The organism is Vreelandella sp. L-15 (assembly GCF_056857635.1).
In genome coordinates this window covers 1-15,559 of record NZ_JBSXNN010000009.1, presented here as the reverse complement: position 1 = coordinate 15,559, position 15,559 = coordinate 1, and the positions used below count along the sequence as shown (strand labels likewise).

The following is a 15,559-nucleotide window of genomic DNA, read 5'->3' as shown; positions in this document are numbered from 1 at the left end:
AGGGTCAGAACCGGCATCACTGTCCCCGAATTCGGGGTAAGTTAATGGCATGAGCCGTATACGTGGTCCGTATGTACGGTTCTGTGAGAGGGATGAGGCGGAGACGCCTCACCCTACTCGCTGTTGCGCGCTCGATAAGCGTGCCATGACCCAAGCCCCGAGCACAACAGCGTGCACGGGGCTTTTTGCTTTCTCTAATGTATACAGCGATATGCACAAAGCTTCCTTGAAACGATCGTTTTAAGAAATTAAATAACAAGGAGTTACTAGGCTGTGGTGGCGGTAGGCGTGGTGAGCAACTAGTATGAGTGGGTACCTATTATTGAAGCACCATCTCAGGAGGAGAGGCGATATGAGTACCCCACTAATGAAGAAGCTTGCACTCGCATTACTAATGGCCATGATGATGGGCGGTTTGGCCGCTTGTGATAATCAAGGCCCAGCGGAAGAAGCTGGTGAGAATATCGATGAGAGCATGGAAGACGCTGGCGATAGCCTAGAAGAGATGGGTGAGAATATTGAAGAGTTCGCCGAGGACTAAGCGAGCCTGTCGCTTATCATGAGCTATCGAGTAGCTTGAAATTATATCGATACAAAAACAGCCGCTAAGAAGCGGCTGTTTTGTGTTTTAGGGCTTATTAACCTATGTAGCTAGGTTTATGCGCCTGGGTTTTGCTCAATACCTTGCAAATACCAAGGTGCTTGATCGCGCATGGCACGGGTCAAATGCCACGTTTCGTTAAACTCAGTTTGCTCACCATTCTCTTCCAAAATGCCGTGGAAAATGACGGTGGCTTCGGCGTGGCCGTCGTACTCATTAATATCGCCAAGCTCCGCAAACAGACGCACTACCTCTGTACGGTTATTGGCAGGCTGCTCGGCACGCTCTTGACGCAGCAGGTTGTAAAGCTCTGGCGTAACGTACTCTTGAATTTGGCTGAAATCGTTATTATCCCAAGCGCGCTGAAGCGTCATAAAATGCTCTTTTGCACCGCCGAGAAAACGCTCTTTATCAAACCAGTCCGGCGTGCTCTGCAAACCGCTTGCAAGGCTGCCAGGCGCTGCTGTGAAGTTACTGGCAGGTGTGTGCTGTGTCTCCTGGCGTTCACGCTGATAGCCAGCAGCGTTGGCAGGTGCAGGACGTCGCTGCCGAATAAAGGCCCGGAAAGCGAAGATGGCAAGCGCTGCGATGCCAGCCATCAGCAGGAGATCCATTATGCGCAGTTCATCGAACGCGCCTCCAAAGAAAAGCGCCGCTAGCAGGCCGCCTGCCAGTAATCCACCCATCATACCGCCCATACCACCACGGCGAGCGGTGGCAGCACCTGCTCCCTGTTGCTGAGTGCCCTGAGCCTGTTGCTGTGCGGGTGTACTGGCCGGGCGGTCAGCGGAGCGCGAGACGCTGCCCATACTGCTACCGCCGCCTAAACGGCGTGCTTCAGCGTGCTCAATTGCGGCGCTAAAGCCCATGACGCTCACCAGTAGCATGACAAAGAATTGCCTTAACATGTTGATTCTCCAATAAGGATGCAGGTAATGCCCAACGCCTCTGAATGAAGCGCATAGAAAATAGTCAATCGCCAGTTTACCGTGTAACGCACCGCGTGGGTTATGGTGGGATTCACTATAAAGACAAAAGTAGGAGCAAAAAGTGCGTTTAGATCAGACTCAAAGTGTATTGCTCATGGTCGATTTTCAGGCTGGATTGCTACCGGTGATAGAAGGAGGTAACAACGCTATCCAAGAGGCGGCTTGGCTGGCAGGCATTGCCAACCATTTGCAGGTACCGGTATGGCTTACCGAACAGTATCCCGAGCGTCTGGGCGGAACCGATGCCCGACTATTGAGTTGTTTAGGGGCGTACCAGACGTGGCAAAAGCTACACTTTAGTGTGACCGAGGAGCCTGCGTTTACACAGGCGCTGGCAGCCCTTGGCCGCAAACAAGTGGTGATATGCGGAACCGAAGCGCACATTTGTGTGCTGCAGAGCGCGCTTGGCCTATTAGAAGCGGGATATAAAGTGTTCTGGCTCAGTGAGGCGGCCGCCAGCCGCCGCCCAGAAGAGGCGCGCCTTGCAAGAGAGCGTGCCTGTGCAAATGGCGCGACGGCGGTCTCCGCCGATATGGTGGCCTATGAGTGGCTTTACCGTTGCGACACAGCCACCTTCAAAGAGATCCATCGACACTTTCTGAAGCCGCGAGCAGCTCAAACAGTGACGTTCTATTGATCTTAACGGTCCGTTTCACGGCGAGTGAACACTAGCGTATTGCCTTCTGAAGCTGCTGTATCAAAGCGGTATCCTGCCACGTCGAAGCCCTGGAGCGCCTCCGGGCTATTAATCTGCTGCTGAATGATCCAAGCGCTCATCAAACCCCGGGCTTTTTTGGCGTAGAAACTGATGATTTTGAAGGTGCCGTTCTTTTCATCCTTAAAGACTGGCGTTATTACTTGAGCATCCAGCTTTTTTACATCTACGGCTTTGAAGTACTCGTTGGAGGCTAAGTTCACCAGCACTTTCGAGCCGCTCTCAGCGATGGCGCTGTTCAGTGCATGCGTGAGCGTCGGCTTCCAGTAAGCGTAGAGGTCCTTACCTGCGTCATTAGGCAGTTTGGTGCCCATCTCCAGCCGGTAGGCCTGGATGAGATCCAGAGGCCGTAGTAAGCCATACAGGCCCGATAAAATACGTAAATGCTGCTGGGCGAACTGGTTATCCGCTTCGCTAAAGGTGTCGGCTTTAAGGCCGGTGTACACGTCCCCCTGAAAAGCCTGCACGGCGGGTTTCGCGTTGTCGAGAGAAAAAGGGGGCTGCCAATCAGCAAAGCGAGCCGCATTCAGTCCGGCCAGCTTATCGCTAATCCCCATGAGATCGCTTAGCTGCTGTGGTGAGTAGTCGCGCAAGATGTCGATCAACGGCTGGCTATAGTCGAGGAAGTCCGGTTGGGTGACGTTCTGAGTGGTGGAGGGTGTTTCAAAGTCCAGCGTTTTGGCGGGGGAAATAACGCTCAGCATGGCGTGCTCCTTATGCCGTGGCAAAAGAGAGTCGCTACCCGAAATGAGTAACGAAAAAAGAGTAAGTCGAAAGATTATACCAAGCCTCGGCGGTGGCCGAGGCTATCGGCACGATAGGAGCCGTTAAGGGCAAGGATTGGGCATACGACGATGGATGTCGTCGATGGCGGTTAACACTTCCTCATCCAGCTTCAAGCTCTCGCTGGCCAAGTTGCTTTCCAACTGATCCATGGTGGTAGCACCAATAATATTGCTGGTAAGAAAGCTGCGCGAGTTAATAAACGCCAGTGCCATCTGCGCTGGATCGAGCCCGTGCTCTTTGGCTAGGTTGACGTAAGCCTGCGTAGCGGCCTCTGCCTCGGGCGAGGTATAGCGTTTAAAGCGCTCATAGAGAGTCAAACGGCCTTTTGGCGGCTGGGCACCATTAAGATACTTGCCTGACAGCACGCCGAACCCCAGCGGTGAGTAAGCCAGCAGGCCCACATCTTCACGATGTGCAACTTCTGCTAAGCCCACTTCAAATGAACGGTTCAGCAGATTGTAGGGGTTTTGGATGGAGGCAACACGAGGCAGTCCTAGTTGATCAGAGAGCTGTAACATCCGCATGACGCCCCAAGGGGTATCATTTGAGAGCCCTACAGCGCGAATTTTACCTGCATCGACCAGCTCTTTAAGTGCGGAGAGCGTCTCTTCCAACGGAGTGGCGTCTTCCTGCTCAGCGTGGGTGTAGCCAAGTTTGCCGAAAAAGTTGGTGTTACGATCAGGCCAGTGCAACTGATACAGATCGACGTAATCCGTTTGCAGACGCTCAAGGCTGGTATCAATGGCTTGATGAAGGTGGTCCCGGCTCATTTTGGGGCCGCCGCGGATATGCTCCAAACCTGGGCCTGCCGCTTTGGTAGCGATGATGACATCGTCGCGAGCGCCTCGTGCTTTTAGCCAACTACCGATATAAATCTCTGTTAACCCTTGTGTCTCTGCTTTTGGGGGAACTGGATACATCTCCGCCGTGTCGATAAAGTTAATACCGAACGCCACCGCGCGGTCGAGCTGTTCATGAGCCTCAGTTTCGCTGTTTTGCTCACCAAAGGTCATGGTGCCTAGACAGAGTCGGCTGACCTCAATTCCGGTTCTACCCAGTGGGCGCGTTTGCATGATTGTCTCCTCGCTAAGGCGAAAATGTGTCTGGAAAGGTGGCGATCCATATCGCCGATACCAGCCTGTGGGAGGCATGTTAGCGAGGGTCTACAAAAGCAGCAAATCAATAGGGTTGAGTCATGGCGAAGGCAGGCGTATGCTTGCCAGCCCATCGACCGGCCAAGCGCCGGTTTATCGTATGGTTAGCCGTCGCGGAAGGTGAGATGGTTAGCCGAAGGTCTCAACAGATAGGCAGGGTGGTTGGCCATGCCGCAGGCATCATCATTGTTTACACGGTTAGAGTTTCGACTGGCCGAACAGTTGTTCCATACTCGTTGGTTACTACCGCGCTCACCGCGCACGCAGCGCCTTACCATGCGACTGTTTAAACGGTGTGCAGAAGCGGGGCACCCAGATGCGCAGTCTATTTACGGGCATATGCTGTTCCATCGCAGTTTATCTCCACAAGATAAAGCTCGTGGTGCGCGCTATGTGCTAGAAGCCGCCCAGGCGGGCGATGTAAAGTCGCAGTATCAGGTTGCGCAAATTCACGAGCACGGCTGTGTACAGTACCCCCGTCGTGAGGATTATGCGGTCACCTGGTATGCCCGTGCGGCACAGGCGGGGCACTACTTAGCGGCTGAGCGCCTGGCGCGTGCTTACCGAATCGGTGAGCTAGGCTTGGCGGTAGATCACGAGCAGGCCGATTACTGGCAGCGCATGGCAGAGCAACAGCCAGCAGTGGAGATGGCCGCCGCCTAAATCGTCAGTCAGGTTGCGATACGTAAAAGAGGAAGTCAGTGTCCGAGACGCTACCCACAGTGCTAGATATTGAAGCGTCCGGATTCGGGCGCGGCAGCTACCCGATTGAAGTTGGCATTGCGCGTGCTGACGGTAGCTGCTGCGCGTTTCTTATTCAGCCATTAGATGAGTGGACCCATTGGGATCCAAAAGCCGAGCTACTGCACGGTATTTCTCGTGATCGGCTGATGAAAGAGGGCTACCCGGTGCGCCAAGTTGCCCAGTGGCTTAATGATGAACTGCGGGAGCTAGGTAAGGCTTATAGCGATAGTTGGGGCTACGATAATACCTGGCTGTCGTTACTGTTCCACCATGCTGGCATGCTGCCACGCTTTCGTCTGGAAGCGCTACGCATCCTGCTCAGCGAAGAGCAACAGGCGCTGTGGAGCGATACCAAAGAGGCGGTAGTGGCTGAGCGTGGCATCCACCGCCACCGTGCTGGGGAAGATGCTCGCTTGCTCCAGCTCACCTATCAGCGTACGCGCACGCTGACTACCAAAGTATAAATTTCCATTCTACTCTGCTCGTACTCAGCTTAGTTCTGCTTCTAAAGCGTCTAATAGCTGGCTGGGCATCGGTGCATCGAGCAGCATATCTCGTGTAGCTTGCGCCAGAAAACCGTGGCTGACCGTGCTGTCTAAAAACGCCAGCAGTGGGGCGTAAAATCCATCAGTATCTAGCAGGCCCATCGGCTTGTCGTGTAGCCCCAAATAGCCCCAGGTCCAGATCTCAAACAACTCCTCAAACGTGCCAATGCCACCGGGCAAGGCGATAAAGGCGTCAGCGTTCGCCGCCATGGTGGCTTTACGTTCATGCATATTAGGCACGCGAATCAGCTCGGTTAAGCCGAAATGAGCCTGTTCACGCTCAACGAGATGGTCGGGCATAACGCCGATGACGCTGCCGCCCGCGTTTAGTGCCGCATTGGCCAGTTCCCCCATCAGCCCGACGCGTGCGCCGCCGTATACCAAGGTGTGCCCGCGTTGCCCAAGAGCCGTGCCAAGCGTATGGGCGGCTTGGCGGAATGCTGGGCTGTTGCCCTCTCTTGAGCCGAGGTAAACACAGATGCGTGACATAGTCGGGGCGTCCTTATCGCAGAGGAGTTAAGGGTGAATCAGTGGGAGGCATTGCAGGACATCTAGCCTAGGCAGCGCTGTACGTCGTAGTGTTCGTCCATCCACTGTCCAATCACATTGTTACCGCACAGATGATGGGCGTATTGAGTATGTAGGCAGCGCACCTGCTGCCAGTTGCTGATGCCGCCTACACCGCGTTCGGTGAGAACATCGGTGTAGCCCAGGCGTGCCACTTCTTCGCGCTGAGCCTCGCTCATAAAGCGCCAGCGGGCATCAACGTAATCGCGATGGCTCTGTTGGTAAGCGGCTAAGAAGTCAGGTTCGTCCTGCAGACGCTGTTCTAGCGACTTGATCACGCCGACGGCTTCAATGCGCGAAATCTCGATTTTAAGCAGGTCGGAGCAGAGCCAGTAAAGCGTGGGGAAAGGCTTGCCATCCACAATCGGCGACATGCGCAGCACTAAAGGGGTGCCCTGTGTATCCGTGGCTGCAACGGCTTCGATACCGCGAGGCGCTCGCCCGAGCTGTTGGGTAATAATCGCCAGCTGGCGCTCGTCGGGTGCTTGGTCGGTACGAATTACCATTGCGTAGAACTCTCACTTTCGGTCGTCTTGAACAAATTTATTTGAGCGGCCAACGGCACGGAAAAAGCAGCGGTTAAGCTGCTCTGGAGAAGCGACATAGCGCCATTTCTCCTCGCAATACTCAGCTGCGCGGGCCATTAGCACGTCGTAAAGTCGATTGAATGGGGCATCATAATCGTAGGGGTCTGCGCCGAACAAGCGGATATGCGGGTAATCAGCGAAGCGCTCCATGAAGTAGCGTTCAAGGTCGGCTTCCACGGCGCGATGCTGCGCCGTGTTGTCAGGATCAATCCAGAGATTATAGCGAATAGCCATGGTGACTCCTGGAAGGCCCCACCATACATGGCAGGGGGAATTAAGCGGAGGCGGGCGCGGTATCCAAATGTGCTGTCAGCGCCTCGCGCAGCTCACCCTCAATAGGAACGGCGCGCTTCTCCTGATGGTCGTACTGCACCATTACCGTATGCCCTAAGTTGGTCAGCGTACCATGCTGCCGCGCTTCCTGGGTGACGGTAAACGAGCTGTTGCCCAAACGGGTTAGATAGGTACGGATTTCGATGTCATGGCCGTAAAACAGTTCAGCGCGGTAATCCACTTCCATGCGCGCCATGATTAATCGCCACTGTTTAGGGTTCAGGTCGGGCGTAAACAGTTTGAACAGGTCGTTGCGTGCCAGCTCAAACCAAGCGGGGAGCCGCGTGTTATTAATATGGCCGAGGGCATCCGTATCGTAAAAAGCGGGCTCAATGGTGCGAGTGAACATAGCGCTATCCTTATTATTAGAGGGAACGAGGGAGGTAAGAACCCTCCCAGAATTAACCCAAGCGAGCGCTTGGTCAAGCGTTACGGCGCTGTTGCCAAGCAGTGAACTGCATCCAGCCAAGCAGCCATAGGGTCGCGGCGAGAAATCCTGCCAGCGTTCCCCAGAAAAGCCCCAGCGTGCTGTAAGTGTACGAAACGCATAGGGTATAGCTCAGCAGCGAGCCAAGGCCCATGGGATAATGCTTAATGACTGTGGCGACGGGGGCATACCCATGCCCCACGTGCAGGATCAGCAAAAATGGCAGCATGGTGACGGGAAATGCAGCCAGCGTGCCTGCCCACTCTGGGGGGAGCCAGTGGGCGATACGGGTGATAGCAAAAATAATAACAGTGGCAAGCCCCGCGCGTGCCGCTAGCGCGGGCCAAGAAAAGGCGCTGCTCGCGGTACTCTTCACATCGGGAATGGAGCGGAACAGCCAACTGAAGACGCCAATGGCACAAAGCGTCACCAGCGTGCCGCTGAAGCGGGTGAAGCTGAACTGCGCGAGCAGGGTACTCATGACCAGCCACGCGGCAAAGCCTCCCAGCACACCGCTAATAACGCCCTTGATGCCAGGCTGGCGGCCTGTGACCACATAACCTGCCCCCAATGCCATTGTCGCGGTAAACCCGGCCAGCGTATGCACGGCGCTCTGGGTAGCGAAGGTGGGCGAGATCTCTAAACCGATAAAAAACAGCGCTAGTGCGGTGCCTAAAGGATAACCTGAGAGTAGCCCTGCAATGCGTGGGCTTGCACGGACAGCGATAGCGCTTAAGCCCAAAACCATGCTGACGGAGAGCCCCAGCTTTGCTAACTGCCAAGTGAGTGGTACTTCTACCATGCGGCGTTTTCCTTACGTTTATTATGTGGTTGCTATTATTATGTCGCTGATTTTTAGCACATTAGGTGTTATTAACCGTTAAGACGTTGCTAGCGTGCGAGGCTGTTTACCGTGCCCCTTTCACCGGATTCCGGCACCCACGTGCTCTCTCCGCCGCCTAAACCCAGTGGCTGCGAACTGTGCCAGCGTGCATCGCCGCTCACCAAGCACCATCTCATTCCAAGGACGCTGCATAACAAGCCGCGTTATCAAAAGCGCCATAGCCGTGAAGAGCGGCTAACGGCCATTGTGTGGCTGTGTCATCCCTGCCATAAGCACATTCTCCGTCTCTACAGCGAGCGCGAACTGGCCGACCGCTTGGCTAGTTTGGAAGCGTTGATGAACGATGCCGATATTCGCGCTTTTGTCGATTGGCTTGCCACCAAGCCTGCGGGCTTTAAACCGAAATCACCGGGGCGCAAACGGCGCTAAGCTATACCAGCCTCAGCCCCTGTTGGTCGCTCCAGGCAGCTGCCAGAGCCTCGTCCAGCGGTTCGGCTAAGTGGGCAGGCAGGGCGGCGCGGGCTGCATCCAGCGAATCAAACGAGCGGTTACGCAGCCAGCAGTACGCCCAGGCGCAGGCTTCTTCATCGCTTTGCGGGGTGGGCCGAGCGGGCATCTGGTTGAGCAGAAACACCGCCGTGCGTGGCGCCCACAGCGGTATCTCGCCCTGCTGGTCTTGGCTCCACTGCTCTAGCGTGGCGCCACTTGGCGTAGCATCGGGGGTGCCTAGTTTAGCGACCCTAGCGGTTTCTGCCAGGATGAGTGCCAGCTGGTCGGCATCTGCCTGCCCCAGCGAGCGCCACTGCCGCAACAGCGCCGATAGGCCAGCGCGCATCTTGGTATAAAAGTCATCTTGCGGCATGCTCAGTGTTTACTCCCGTGGAAATAAGTGAGATTTGTTATGGCGTTCGATTTTGCCACGCCCGTCGAGCGACGCGCTCCCGAAGGAAATTACGCCTCGCAGAAATGGCACCGCTATGCGCAGGATGTGCTGCCGCTATGGGTCGCCGATATGGACTTTCATTCGCCGCCTGCGGTAATCGACGCGCTCCAACGGCGGGTGGCCCACGGCGTTTACGGCTATGGCGAAGTGCCCGCCACGCTCACCGCGGCCCTTTGCCAGTGGAGCGCTCACCACTATGCGTGGACCATTGAGCCCGAATGGCAGCAGTGGCTACCTGGTGTAGTGCCCGCGCTGCACTTTGCTGCCATGGCATTGACCCAGCCAGGGGAGGGCGTGCTGACCATTGCACCTATTTACCCGCCCTTCCTGGCCGTGGCTGAACGCACTGGGCGGCTAGCGCAACAGGCGATGTTAGCGGAGCCAGCCGCCCCTGGCGAGCCTTGGCAGCTGGATATCGCAGCGCTGGAAGCGGCCATTACCCCGCAAACCCGACTACTGCTCTGGTGCCACCCTCATAACCCGACCGGGCGCGTATGGATGCTGAGCGAGCTTGAGCAGTTAGCCGCCTTGGTCGAGCGCCATGATTTCTGGGTAGTCTCCGATGAGCTGCACTGTGATTTGCTGCTGGATGAAGGAGCACGCCATCGCCCTCTGGCGGCGCTGTTCCCTAAGCTTGCCAAACGCACGATTACTCTATGGGCGCCCTCAAAAACATTCAACGTGGCCGGGTTAACCAGCGCCTGCGCGGTCATTCCCGACGCCACGCTACGAAAGCACTTTGCCGCGGCCACAAAAGGTTTTTTACCGGATGGTAACGTGCTGGGCTTGGTGGCCGCCGAGGCAGCGTATCGAGAGGGCGAGCCTTGGCGACAAGCACTGCTGGACGTTCTACGCAGCCATCGAGCTGCGTTGGAAGCACGTGTGGCAACGTGGTCTGGGGTGTCGCTGAGCGCGCCAGAATCGACTTATTTGGCGTGGCTAGATATGCGTGAAACGGGCCTGGGGGCATCTCCCGCACAAGCGCTGTTGGAGCAGGCGGGTGTGGCGCTGTCAGACGGCGCGGCTTTTGGCTGCCCAGGGTTTGTACGGCTTAACTTTGGAACCACCGCTTCCCAATTGGAAGCGGCGTTATCGCGGATGGATACGCTGTTCAAAGCGTAACGTTGTCTTCGTCAGGCGCTATCAATAGAGCAGGGCGAACAGCTTGCGGCGGTAGGTGACCGTTAGAGGGTGGTCGGCTCCCAGCGCGTCAAAGACCTGTAGCAGCGTTTTGCGGGCCGCGTCGTCGTTATAGGCGCGGTCCTGCTTCATCAGCGCCAGCAGAGCTTCCAGGCCTGCGTCGTACTGGCCATCGGCCACTTGGCGTAGCGCCCGCTGGTACTGCGCTTCGCTGTCAGTGCGATCACCCAGCGCGGCGATCTCTTCTGTTGAGAGAGCCTGTTCGCTGAACTCGATGCTGGCGCGAACGCCACGAGCGGGTGCTGCATCGCGCTCCTCTGGCGGCAGGTTATCCAGCACGCTACGGGCTTCGTCACCACGCCCTTCCGCCACCAGCGCTTTGGCAAGGCCAATTTGGTAGGCGTAATGTTCCGGGTATTGGCCAATCAGCGTTTGGTAAATCTCCCGCGCGCCTGCGGCATCGCCAGCGCTCAAGGCTTCTTCCGCCTGCTCTTCGGGGCTGGGCGGTGCGTCGCCGGGGGCAGGGAAGTAGCGGTTGAGCCACTCGCGCACCTCTTTCTCGGGTAGCGCGCCCTGGAAGCTATCCACCAAGCCACCCTGGCTCACCAGCTTCACATCCGGTACCGAGCGCACACCAAGCTGGCCCGCAATCTCTGGGTTGGCCTCAACATCCAGCGTGGCTAGCAGAAACGCGCCGCCATACTCAACGGCCAGCTTCTCAAGCACCGGCATCAGGTTTTTACACGGCTCGCACCAGGGCGCCCAGCAATCCAGCAGTACCGGCACCTGCATGGAAGCTTCCAGCACCTGTTGGATATTGCCGGCGTTGAGCTCAATGATGACTTCTTCGCGCGTGACTGTGGGGCGTTCACTATCCGTTGGTGTATGGGTATTCGGAGCAGGCTCGGCGGTGAGTGGATTGCCGGTACGGGGATCGATAATTGACATGGGTAAACTCAGTATCTTATGAAAAGGTCTAAGCCCTGATATGCAGGCAGGCTGGCAGGGATTCAAGGAAGTGAAGGGAAATAAAGCGCTGAGCCGGAAGAGCGCACACAAAAAAGCCGATCCCCTAAAGAATCGGCTTTTTCTATGTTTGGTAGCGGGGACGGTTATGAGCCGGATTGATTTGATTTTCTTAGCGCTGCTTTATTTGTTGTTATTTGTCTAAATAGCCTGCTATATAAGGGTTTCCGTCGGTTTTTGAAATGCTGTCTAGGTAATTTAAGGTCAATCTAGCACGCTAAAGAGTGTCACAAAATAAAATGTAAAATTTACAGCATAAATGACCGTTAGGCTGCTGCTGAGGTCGGCAGCGGGTTAGCCGGACTCTGAAACCGGCGAGACTGGCATCATAGGTTTTGTCAGAACGGATTGTTTGGTATGCCAGTTCCCGTGAGATGGCGCTGGGCGGATGTTCCAATTGTCGGGCGATGGTTCGGATTTAGTAGTGAACCCGCATCTGCATGATGGCGGCTCGGTCTTCAGTAGAGAGGTCGCAATAGCAATGAGTCGTGGCAAAACCATACCGGAGGGTCAGATATTGCATTTGGTCATTGAGACCGCCAACCCAAGTGCGAATAGTCAACGGCATCTTATTGGTGATACGGCTACAGTGGAAGCAGCTTGAAGCATTCGATTGATGAGTTTATTATATCTGAACTGATATAAATTTATGGCAGTTAAGGAGCCAGCGTGGCGCGCAAGAAACCTGTTGCATTCGTTGGAGACTCGAAGGATCGGCTGCGCGACTTCTCTCTGGACGCCAAGCGAGAAGCGGGGTTTCAGATAGACAAGATTCAGGCTGGAGGCCAGCCGGACGATTTCCGCCCAATGCCAAGCGTTGGCCCTGGTGTCATGGAAATCCGCATTCGGGAACACAACGGCGCCTTTCGGGTCTTCTACGTGGCCAACCGGGGCGACGCGGTATTTGTGCTCCACTGCTTCCAGAAGAAAACCCAGCAGACCGCCAAAAAAGACATCGACTTGGGCAAGCAGCGATACAAGGAGCTGCCCTGAGCCCAACCACCAAGCGAGGTTAGAAAATGGCCATCGAGTATTACGACAGTGTGTGGGACGCCATCGAGGACACTCCTGAAGAGGCGCTGAACATGCGGCTGCGCTCCGAGCTCATGGCGAGGATTGCTGGCCGTGTAAGGGAGTGGGATATTACTCAGAAAGAGGCTGCACATCGTCTGGGAATCACCCAACCCCGCCTCAACGACTTGCTGAACGGCCAGATTAATAAGTTCAGTCTCGATGCTTTGGTCAACCTGACGGGGCCAGCTAACTTCCATCTCGAACTGGAGATTGAAGACGAGAAGGAAGTAGCCGCCTGAGAGTGACCAGATAAACTGGGTTCAGCTAGACAAGTGAAGAAATTCTTGGCCTCAGTTCACTTGATAAGCTTTTAACGACTGACTGCCTCTCAAAGGCTAAAGCAATCTGGTTTGCCCCGAAGAGACAAACTGATACCCCATCGCTTTGTAGCCTTTCTCACGTTTTCGGAACATGCGTTCAAGCATGGGTAGTCCAGTATCAAGGTAGTCATAAACAGTGACTTCCTGTTTGCCCTCAACCGCTCGGTGGATCCTGCCAGCGTACTGTGACAGCGTTCCTTTCCAGGCGATGGGCAGGGCTAAAAACAGGGTGTCCAGTCGAGGCAAGTCAAAGCCTTCTCCAATGTATTTCCCAGTTGCAACGATGACTTGAACCCTATGCAACTCTTTTTCTGCCAACTGGCGCTCTTTGACGCGCATCCCACCACGTAAGATAACTGACGATATGGATTCAGCATCCAGCAGTGTCGCCAAGGTCTCGGCATGTTCTCGTCGTTCCGTCAGCACAAGGCAATTTGCTTGGTTGTGCACACAGCTTGCAACATCCTGAACAATGGCCTGATTTCGGGCGCTGCTCTGGGCAAGCCAATGGTAAACCGATGTGATATGGGGCCGCTCACTAGGCTGGCAGATGTGGGTGGGTGGCGTTTCGTGATGCTTTCGAACAATGACGCGTTGGATAAATCGGTTACTGTGTTGCGCCTGGGCTTTGTGACGAATGGGCCCTGCAACCATCACCATGATTTTTTGGTGGCCATCCTGTCGATCAGGCGTTGCTGTCAAACCGATGACGTATCGAGCGCTGACCTCATTAAGCAACATCTCGTAACGTGGCGCTGAGATATGATGGCATTCATCGATGATGACTTGCCCGTACTCCTTGACCTGCTTCGAGACCGTATTGTCTTTCTTATTGATCAAGCTTTGGTAAGTGGCAACGTCGACCTGCCCAGTAGGTTTCTTTTTACCGCCGCCAATTACACCGATGGGCGCACCCTCAAGGAAGGTGTCGAGTCGCTCCTTCCATTGATCAAGTAGCTGACGACTGTGCGTGAGGATCAGTGTGCTGACTTGCCGCCTGGTTATCACGCCAATAGCCGTTACGGTTTTACCGAAAGCGGTCGGTGCATGAAGTATTCCGGTATCGTGTTGGACAAGTGCCTGCACCGCCTTGTCCTGGTCGCCACGCAGCGTTGCTTTTAGGCTGACTCCAGGTAAAAACTGGCCTGATATTCTACGGTCATCAATGTCCACCGTGATTCCCTGTTCCAGCAGCAGATCTTGAAGCTCATCCAAGCAGCCTCTGGGAATAGAAAGATAACCTTGCTCAATATGGGCGCATGATATGTAGCGAGGGATGCCATGCGTCGAGAAACGAAGCGACTGTGTTTTGAAAAATACAGGATTAGCAAAGCTGGCCATTCGCTTTATTCGTGTCGCCAATGTTCCTGGAATGCCTGATAACTTTATATAAATGTGACTGGTCAGGATGAGCGTGATGCTTTCAGGACATCCAGAAAGCTTCCCTGTATCAACCGGTAACGTTGACTCCCACGGCAACACAGTATCTACAGTCACACCGGAATTAGCCTCATTGCCGATCAGCTCTTCAAGTTGAGCTGATGCAAGTGTCTGTTGCTGACTGAGCAGTGCCCATTGATCCGGGTATGGCGCAAAGTTGTCATCGACGAAGACGGTGCATCCGCGACTTCGCGCCTCGTGTTGAAGCGGCAGGGCAATCAGATTGCCAAACCCACCATCAGGCATGGTGTCTTGGTTGGGAAATAGCCGGTCATAGGAGTCGAAGGATAAGCCTGGATGAAGCTCCATGGCCTTATCCAACAATTTGAATCCCAACCTCCTCGCTGACGAAGCTTGAACAGCTTCTGAAAAGAAAACCCATAGATGGGCACCCGCACCGGACCGAGAAACCTCCATAAGATAGGGTACGCCTTCACCACGACAGGCCTGGGCTAGTGCACGAACATTCGCTTTCCAGTCCCCCTTATCAAAATCCGCCGCCAGCAAGTAACAAGAGCTATCCGGCAGTAAAGGGTAAAGGCCGGTCACATGTTTGCCAGACAGGTGGTCATAAACTGCATCAAAATCGAGGGGTTTGAAATTTTTGTGTCGACATTCTCCGCACTTGATCCTTGGTTTCTGACAGATGACCGGCATCCACTCGTTCGCACAAGCGACAGCATAGCCGGAACGACCGCCGGAACTCTGCCAGCGAACCGCATAAACATCCTGCCTGCCTCGAAAGAGTTTTCGGTATACTTCAACTTTCTGGCCAGGGGTGAGTAGCGGTAAATCATGTCGGTTTGCAGAGCGATACAGCTCTTGCTTTCGAGAAAGGAGAGCAGCCTTTTCTTGTTCAAGCTCTGATAGTCTCAGCTCAATAGTGACGAGTTCTTGATCTGTGCGGATACCTACCTCGTGCCCAGTAAAGCTATAGGGGTCTACGGTTTAACAGGTTAGAGACGCTTATTTGTAGTCTAGCTTATCGTCAGCACTCGGCTGACAGACCACACTCGTCACCATAAAAATTTACGGCGATCTATTTTGATATAATAGTAATGCATTGGACTGACAACACTGAGGCATGGTGTGACAAAGTTGGTAATATCGAAGATCAAACCCCCTTCCGGAGCGCTCGCTGAGATCGAGCGAGTCAACATTAACATTGCCAATCAATTGCCAGTATCCTGAATCCGTGAGACCGGCCCCCGGAAGCACTTCTAACCCACTGACCTGCATGGCAATATAGCCATTATCGCCATTCACCCAGACAGTGCCATGCCCAACATAAAGTTCCGCGCCAGTCGCCGCACCCTCACCAGCC

20 protein-coding genes are annotated in these 15,559 nt (G+C 54.9%); 8 read left to right on the top strand and 12 right to left on the bottom strand.

Features of this window, described 5'->3' with window-relative positions; all coding sequences use genetic code 11:
• Window positions 1-352 precede the first annotated feature (352 nt).
• Window positions 353-541: a hypothetical protein gene (locus AC13CY_RS00410; protein WP_058579726.1), complete on the top strand. Its 189-nt coding sequence runs from the start codon at window positions 353-355 to the stop codon at window positions 539-541.
• Window positions 542-657: 116 nt separating this feature from the next.
• Here the strand turns inward: AC13CY_RS00410 and AC13CY_RS00405 are convergent, their stop codons facing one another.
• Complete coding sequence (locus AC13CY_RS00405; RefSeq protein WP_062375309.1) at window positions 658-1,509, bottom strand: Tim44 domain-containing protein; 852 nt, start codon at window positions 1,507-1,509, stop codon at window positions 658-660.
• 142 nt (window positions 1,510-1,651) lie between these two features.
• Between AC13CY_RS00405 and AC13CY_RS00400 the strand changes: the two genes are divergently transcribed.
• Entirely contained in the window at window positions 1,652-2,227 is a 576-nt protein-coding gene (locus AC13CY_RS00400; RefSeq protein WP_273682686.1) for an isochorismatase family protein, read from the top strand.
• A gap of 2 nt (window positions 2,228-2,229) precedes the next feature.
• On the opposite strand, the gene yaaA is transcribed toward AC13CY_RS00400, so the two are convergent.
• Together yaaA and AC13CY_RS00390 are read right to left on the bottom strand one after the other, a co-directional pair.
• Window positions 2,230-3,009: a peroxide stress protein YaaA gene (gene yaaA / locus AC13CY_RS00395; RefSeq protein ID WP_062363193.1), complete on the bottom strand. Its 780-nt coding sequence runs from the start codon at window positions 3,007-3,009 to the stop codon at window positions 2,230-2,232.
• Window positions 3,010-3,132: 123 nt separating this feature from the next.
• Window positions 3,133-4,164, bottom strand: a complete 1,032-nt coding sequence (locus tag AC13CY_RS00390; RefSeq protein ID WP_044630710.1) for an NADP(H)-dependent aldo-keto reductase — start codon at window positions 4,162-4,164, stop codon at window positions 3,133-3,135.
• A gap of 249 nt (window positions 4,165-4,413) precedes the next feature.
• Here AC13CY_RS00390 and AC13CY_RS00385 point away from each other — a divergent pair, with 249 nt between their 5' ends.
• Both AC13CY_RS00385 and AC13CY_RS00380 read left to right on the top strand, forming a co-directional pair.
• Window positions 4,414-4,908 (top strand): tetratricopeptide repeat protein, encoded by a 495-nt coding sequence (locus AC13CY_RS00385; protein ID WP_058579721.1) that lies wholly within the window; start codon window positions 4,414-4,416, stop codon window positions 4,906-4,908.
• Window positions 4,909-4,946: 38 nt separating this feature from the next.
• Window positions 4,947-5,453, top strand: a complete 507-nt coding sequence (locus tag AC13CY_RS00380; protein ID WP_044630712.1) for a hypothetical protein — start codon at window positions 4,947-4,949, stop codon at window positions 5,451-5,453.
• A 24-nt stretch (window positions 5,454-5,477) separates the two neighbouring features.
• Here the strand turns inward: AC13CY_RS00380 and AC13CY_RS00375 are convergent, their stop codons facing one another.
• The 5 genes from AC13CY_RS00375 to AC13CY_RS00355 all read right to left on the bottom strand — a co-directional run bounded on the left by AC13CY_RS00375 (window position 5,478) and on the right by AC13CY_RS00355 (window position 8,250).
• Window positions 5,478-6,023, bottom strand: coding sequence for an LOG family protein (locus AC13CY_RS00375; protein ID WP_253027657.1), 546 nt, complete (start codon window positions 6,021-6,023; stop codon window positions 5,478-5,480).
• A 62-nt stretch (window positions 6,024-6,085) separates the two neighbouring features.
• Window positions 6,086-6,607: a DUF501 domain-containing protein gene (locus AC13CY_RS00370; RefSeq protein WP_044630714.1), complete on the bottom strand. Its 522-nt coding sequence runs from the start codon at window positions 6,605-6,607 to the stop codon at window positions 6,086-6,088.
• Between the two features lie 12 nt (window positions 6,608-6,619).
• The gene (locus tag AC13CY_RS00365; RefSeq protein ID WP_044630715.1) at window positions 6,620-6,922 is read right to left on the bottom strand and encodes a hypothetical protein; all 303 of its coding nucleotides are present in this window, start codon (window positions 6,920-6,922) and stop codon (window positions 6,620-6,622) included.
• Between the two features lie 40 nt (window positions 6,923-6,962).
• Window positions 6,963-7,370 (bottom strand): acyl-CoA thioesterase, encoded by a 408-nt coding sequence (locus AC13CY_RS00360; protein ID WP_044630716.1) that lies wholly within the window; start codon window positions 7,368-7,370, stop codon window positions 6,963-6,965.
• A 73-nt stretch (window positions 7,371-7,443) separates the two neighbouring features.
• Window positions 7,444-8,250 carry a hypothetical protein gene (locus AC13CY_RS00355; RefSeq protein ID WP_062375305.1) on the bottom strand — a complete coding sequence of 269 codons (807 nt, stop codon included), beginning with the start codon at window positions 8,248-8,250 and terminating at the stop codon, window positions 7,444-7,446.
• A 111-nt stretch (window positions 8,251-8,361) separates the two neighbouring features.
• On the opposite strand from AC13CY_RS00355, the gene AC13CY_RS00350 reads away from it, so the two are divergent.
• Window positions 8,362-8,721 carry a hypothetical protein gene (locus AC13CY_RS00350; RefSeq protein WP_232068203.1) on the top strand — a complete coding sequence of 120 codons (360 nt, stop codon included), beginning with the start codon at window positions 8,362-8,364 and terminating at the stop codon, window positions 8,719-8,721.
• Window position 8,722: 1 nt separating this feature from the next.
• On the opposite strand, the gene AC13CY_RS00345 is transcribed toward AC13CY_RS00350, so the two are convergent.
• Window positions 8,723-9,154: a hypothetical protein gene (locus tag AC13CY_RS00345; RefSeq protein WP_062375304.1), complete on the bottom strand. Its 432-nt coding sequence runs from the start codon at window positions 9,152-9,154 to the stop codon at window positions 8,723-8,725.
• A 39-nt stretch (window positions 9,155-9,193) separates the two neighbouring features.
• Between AC13CY_RS00345 and AC13CY_RS00340 the strand changes: the two genes are divergently transcribed.
• Window positions 9,194-10,357 carry a MalY/PatB family protein gene (locus AC13CY_RS00340; RefSeq protein WP_172515262.1) on the top strand — a complete coding sequence of 388 codons (1,164 nt, stop codon included), beginning with the start codon at window positions 9,194-9,196 and terminating at the stop codon, window positions 10,355-10,357.
• Between the two features lie 21 nt (window positions 10,358-10,378).
• Here the strand turns inward: AC13CY_RS00340 and AC13CY_RS00335 are convergent, their stop codons facing one another.
• A complete protein-coding gene (locus AC13CY_RS00335; protein WP_172515263.1) occupies window positions 10,379-11,323 on the bottom strand; it encodes a thioredoxin family protein in 945 nt (314 codons plus the stop codon).
• Window positions 11,324-12,070: 747 nt separating this feature from the next.
• Here AC13CY_RS00335 and AC13CY_RS00330 point away from each other — a divergent pair.
• Together AC13CY_RS00330 and AC13CY_RS00325 are read left to right on the top strand one after the other, a co-directional pair.
• Complete coding sequence (locus AC13CY_RS00330) at window positions 12,071-12,394, top strand: type II toxin-antitoxin system RelE/ParE family toxin (protein WP_035565904.1); 324 nt, start codon at window positions 12,071-12,073, stop codon at window positions 12,392-12,394.
• 26 nt (window positions 12,395-12,420) lie between these two features.
• Entirely contained in the window at window positions 12,421-12,714 is a 294-nt protein-coding gene (locus AC13CY_RS00325) for a helix-turn-helix domain-containing protein (RefSeq protein ID WP_039860777.1), read from the top strand.
• 96 nt (window positions 12,715-12,810) lie between these two features.
• Here AC13CY_RS00325 and AC13CY_RS00320 read toward each other — a convergent pair whose 3' ends face one another.
• A complete protein-coding gene (locus tag AC13CY_RS00320; RefSeq protein WP_476294583.1) occupies window positions 12,811-15,111 on the bottom strand; it encodes a TOTE conflict system archaeo-eukaryotic primase domain-containing protein in 2,301 nt (766 codons plus the stop codon).
• A 153-nt stretch (window positions 15,112-15,264) separates the two neighbouring features.
• Window positions 15,265-15,559, bottom strand: a 295-nt coding sequence (locus tag AC13CY_RS00315) for a hypothetical protein (RefSeq protein WP_483052174.1), incomplete at its 5' end; no start/stop codon positions are given.

What these genes read in the sequence shown, in the direction of transcription:
- AC13CY_RS00410 (WP_058579726.1), top strand. Translation starts at nt 353, where the DNA reads ATGAGTACCCCACTAATGAAGAAGCTTGCACTCGCATTACTAATGGCC.
- AC13CY_RS00405 (WP_062375309.1), bottom strand. Translation starts at nt 1,509, where the DNA reads ATGTTAAGGCAATTCTTTGTCATGCTACTGGTGAGCGTCATGGGCTTT.
- yaaA (WP_062363193.1), bottom strand. Translation starts at nt 3,009, where the DNA reads ATGCTGAGCGTTATTTCCCCCGCCAAAACGCTGGACTTTGAAACACCC.
- AC13CY_RS00390 (WP_044630710.1), bottom strand. Translation starts at nt 4,164, where the DNA reads ATGCAAACGCGCCCACTGGGTAGAACCGGAATTGAGGTCAGCCGACTC.
- AC13CY_RS00385 (WP_058579721.1), top strand. Translation starts at nt 4,414, where the DNA reads ATGCCGCAGGCATCATCATTGTTTACACGGTTAGAGTTTCGACTGGCC.
- AC13CY_RS00375 (WP_253027657.1), bottom strand. Translation starts at nt 6,023, where the DNA reads ATGTCACGCATCTGTGTTTACCTCGGCTCAAGAGAGGGCAACAGCCCA.
- AC13CY_RS00370 (WP_044630714.1), bottom strand. Translation starts at nt 6,607, where the DNA reads ATGGTAATTCGTACCGACCAAGCACCCGACGAGCGCCAGCTGGCGATT.
- AC13CY_RS00365 (WP_044630715.1), bottom strand. Translation starts at nt 6,922, where the DNA reads ATGGCTATTCGCTATAATCTCTGGATTGATCCTGACAACACGGCGCAG.
- AC13CY_RS00360 (WP_044630716.1), bottom strand. Translation starts at nt 7,370, where the DNA reads ATGTTCACTCGCACCATTGAGCCCGCTTTTTACGATACGGATGCCCTC.
- AC13CY_RS00355 (WP_062375305.1), bottom strand. Translation starts at nt 8,250, where the DNA reads ATGGTAGAAGTACCACTCACTTGGCAGTTAGCAAAGCTGGGGCTCTCC.
- AC13CY_RS00345 (WP_062375304.1), bottom strand. Translation starts at nt 9,154, where the DNA reads ATGCCGCAAGATGACTTTTATACCAAGATGCGCGCTGGCCTATCGGCG.
- AC13CY_RS00340 (WP_172515262.1), top strand. Translation starts at nt 9,194, where the DNA reads ATGGCGTTCGATTTTGCCACGCCCGTCGAGCGACGCGCTCCCGAAGGA.
- AC13CY_RS00335 (WP_172515263.1), bottom strand. Translation starts at nt 11,323, where the DNA reads ATGTCAATTATCGATCCCCGTACCGGCAATCCACTCACCGCCGAGCCT.
- AC13CY_RS00325 (WP_039860777.1), top strand. Translation starts at nt 12,421, where the DNA reads ATGGCCATCGAGTATTACGACAGTGTGTGGGACGCCATCGAGGACACT.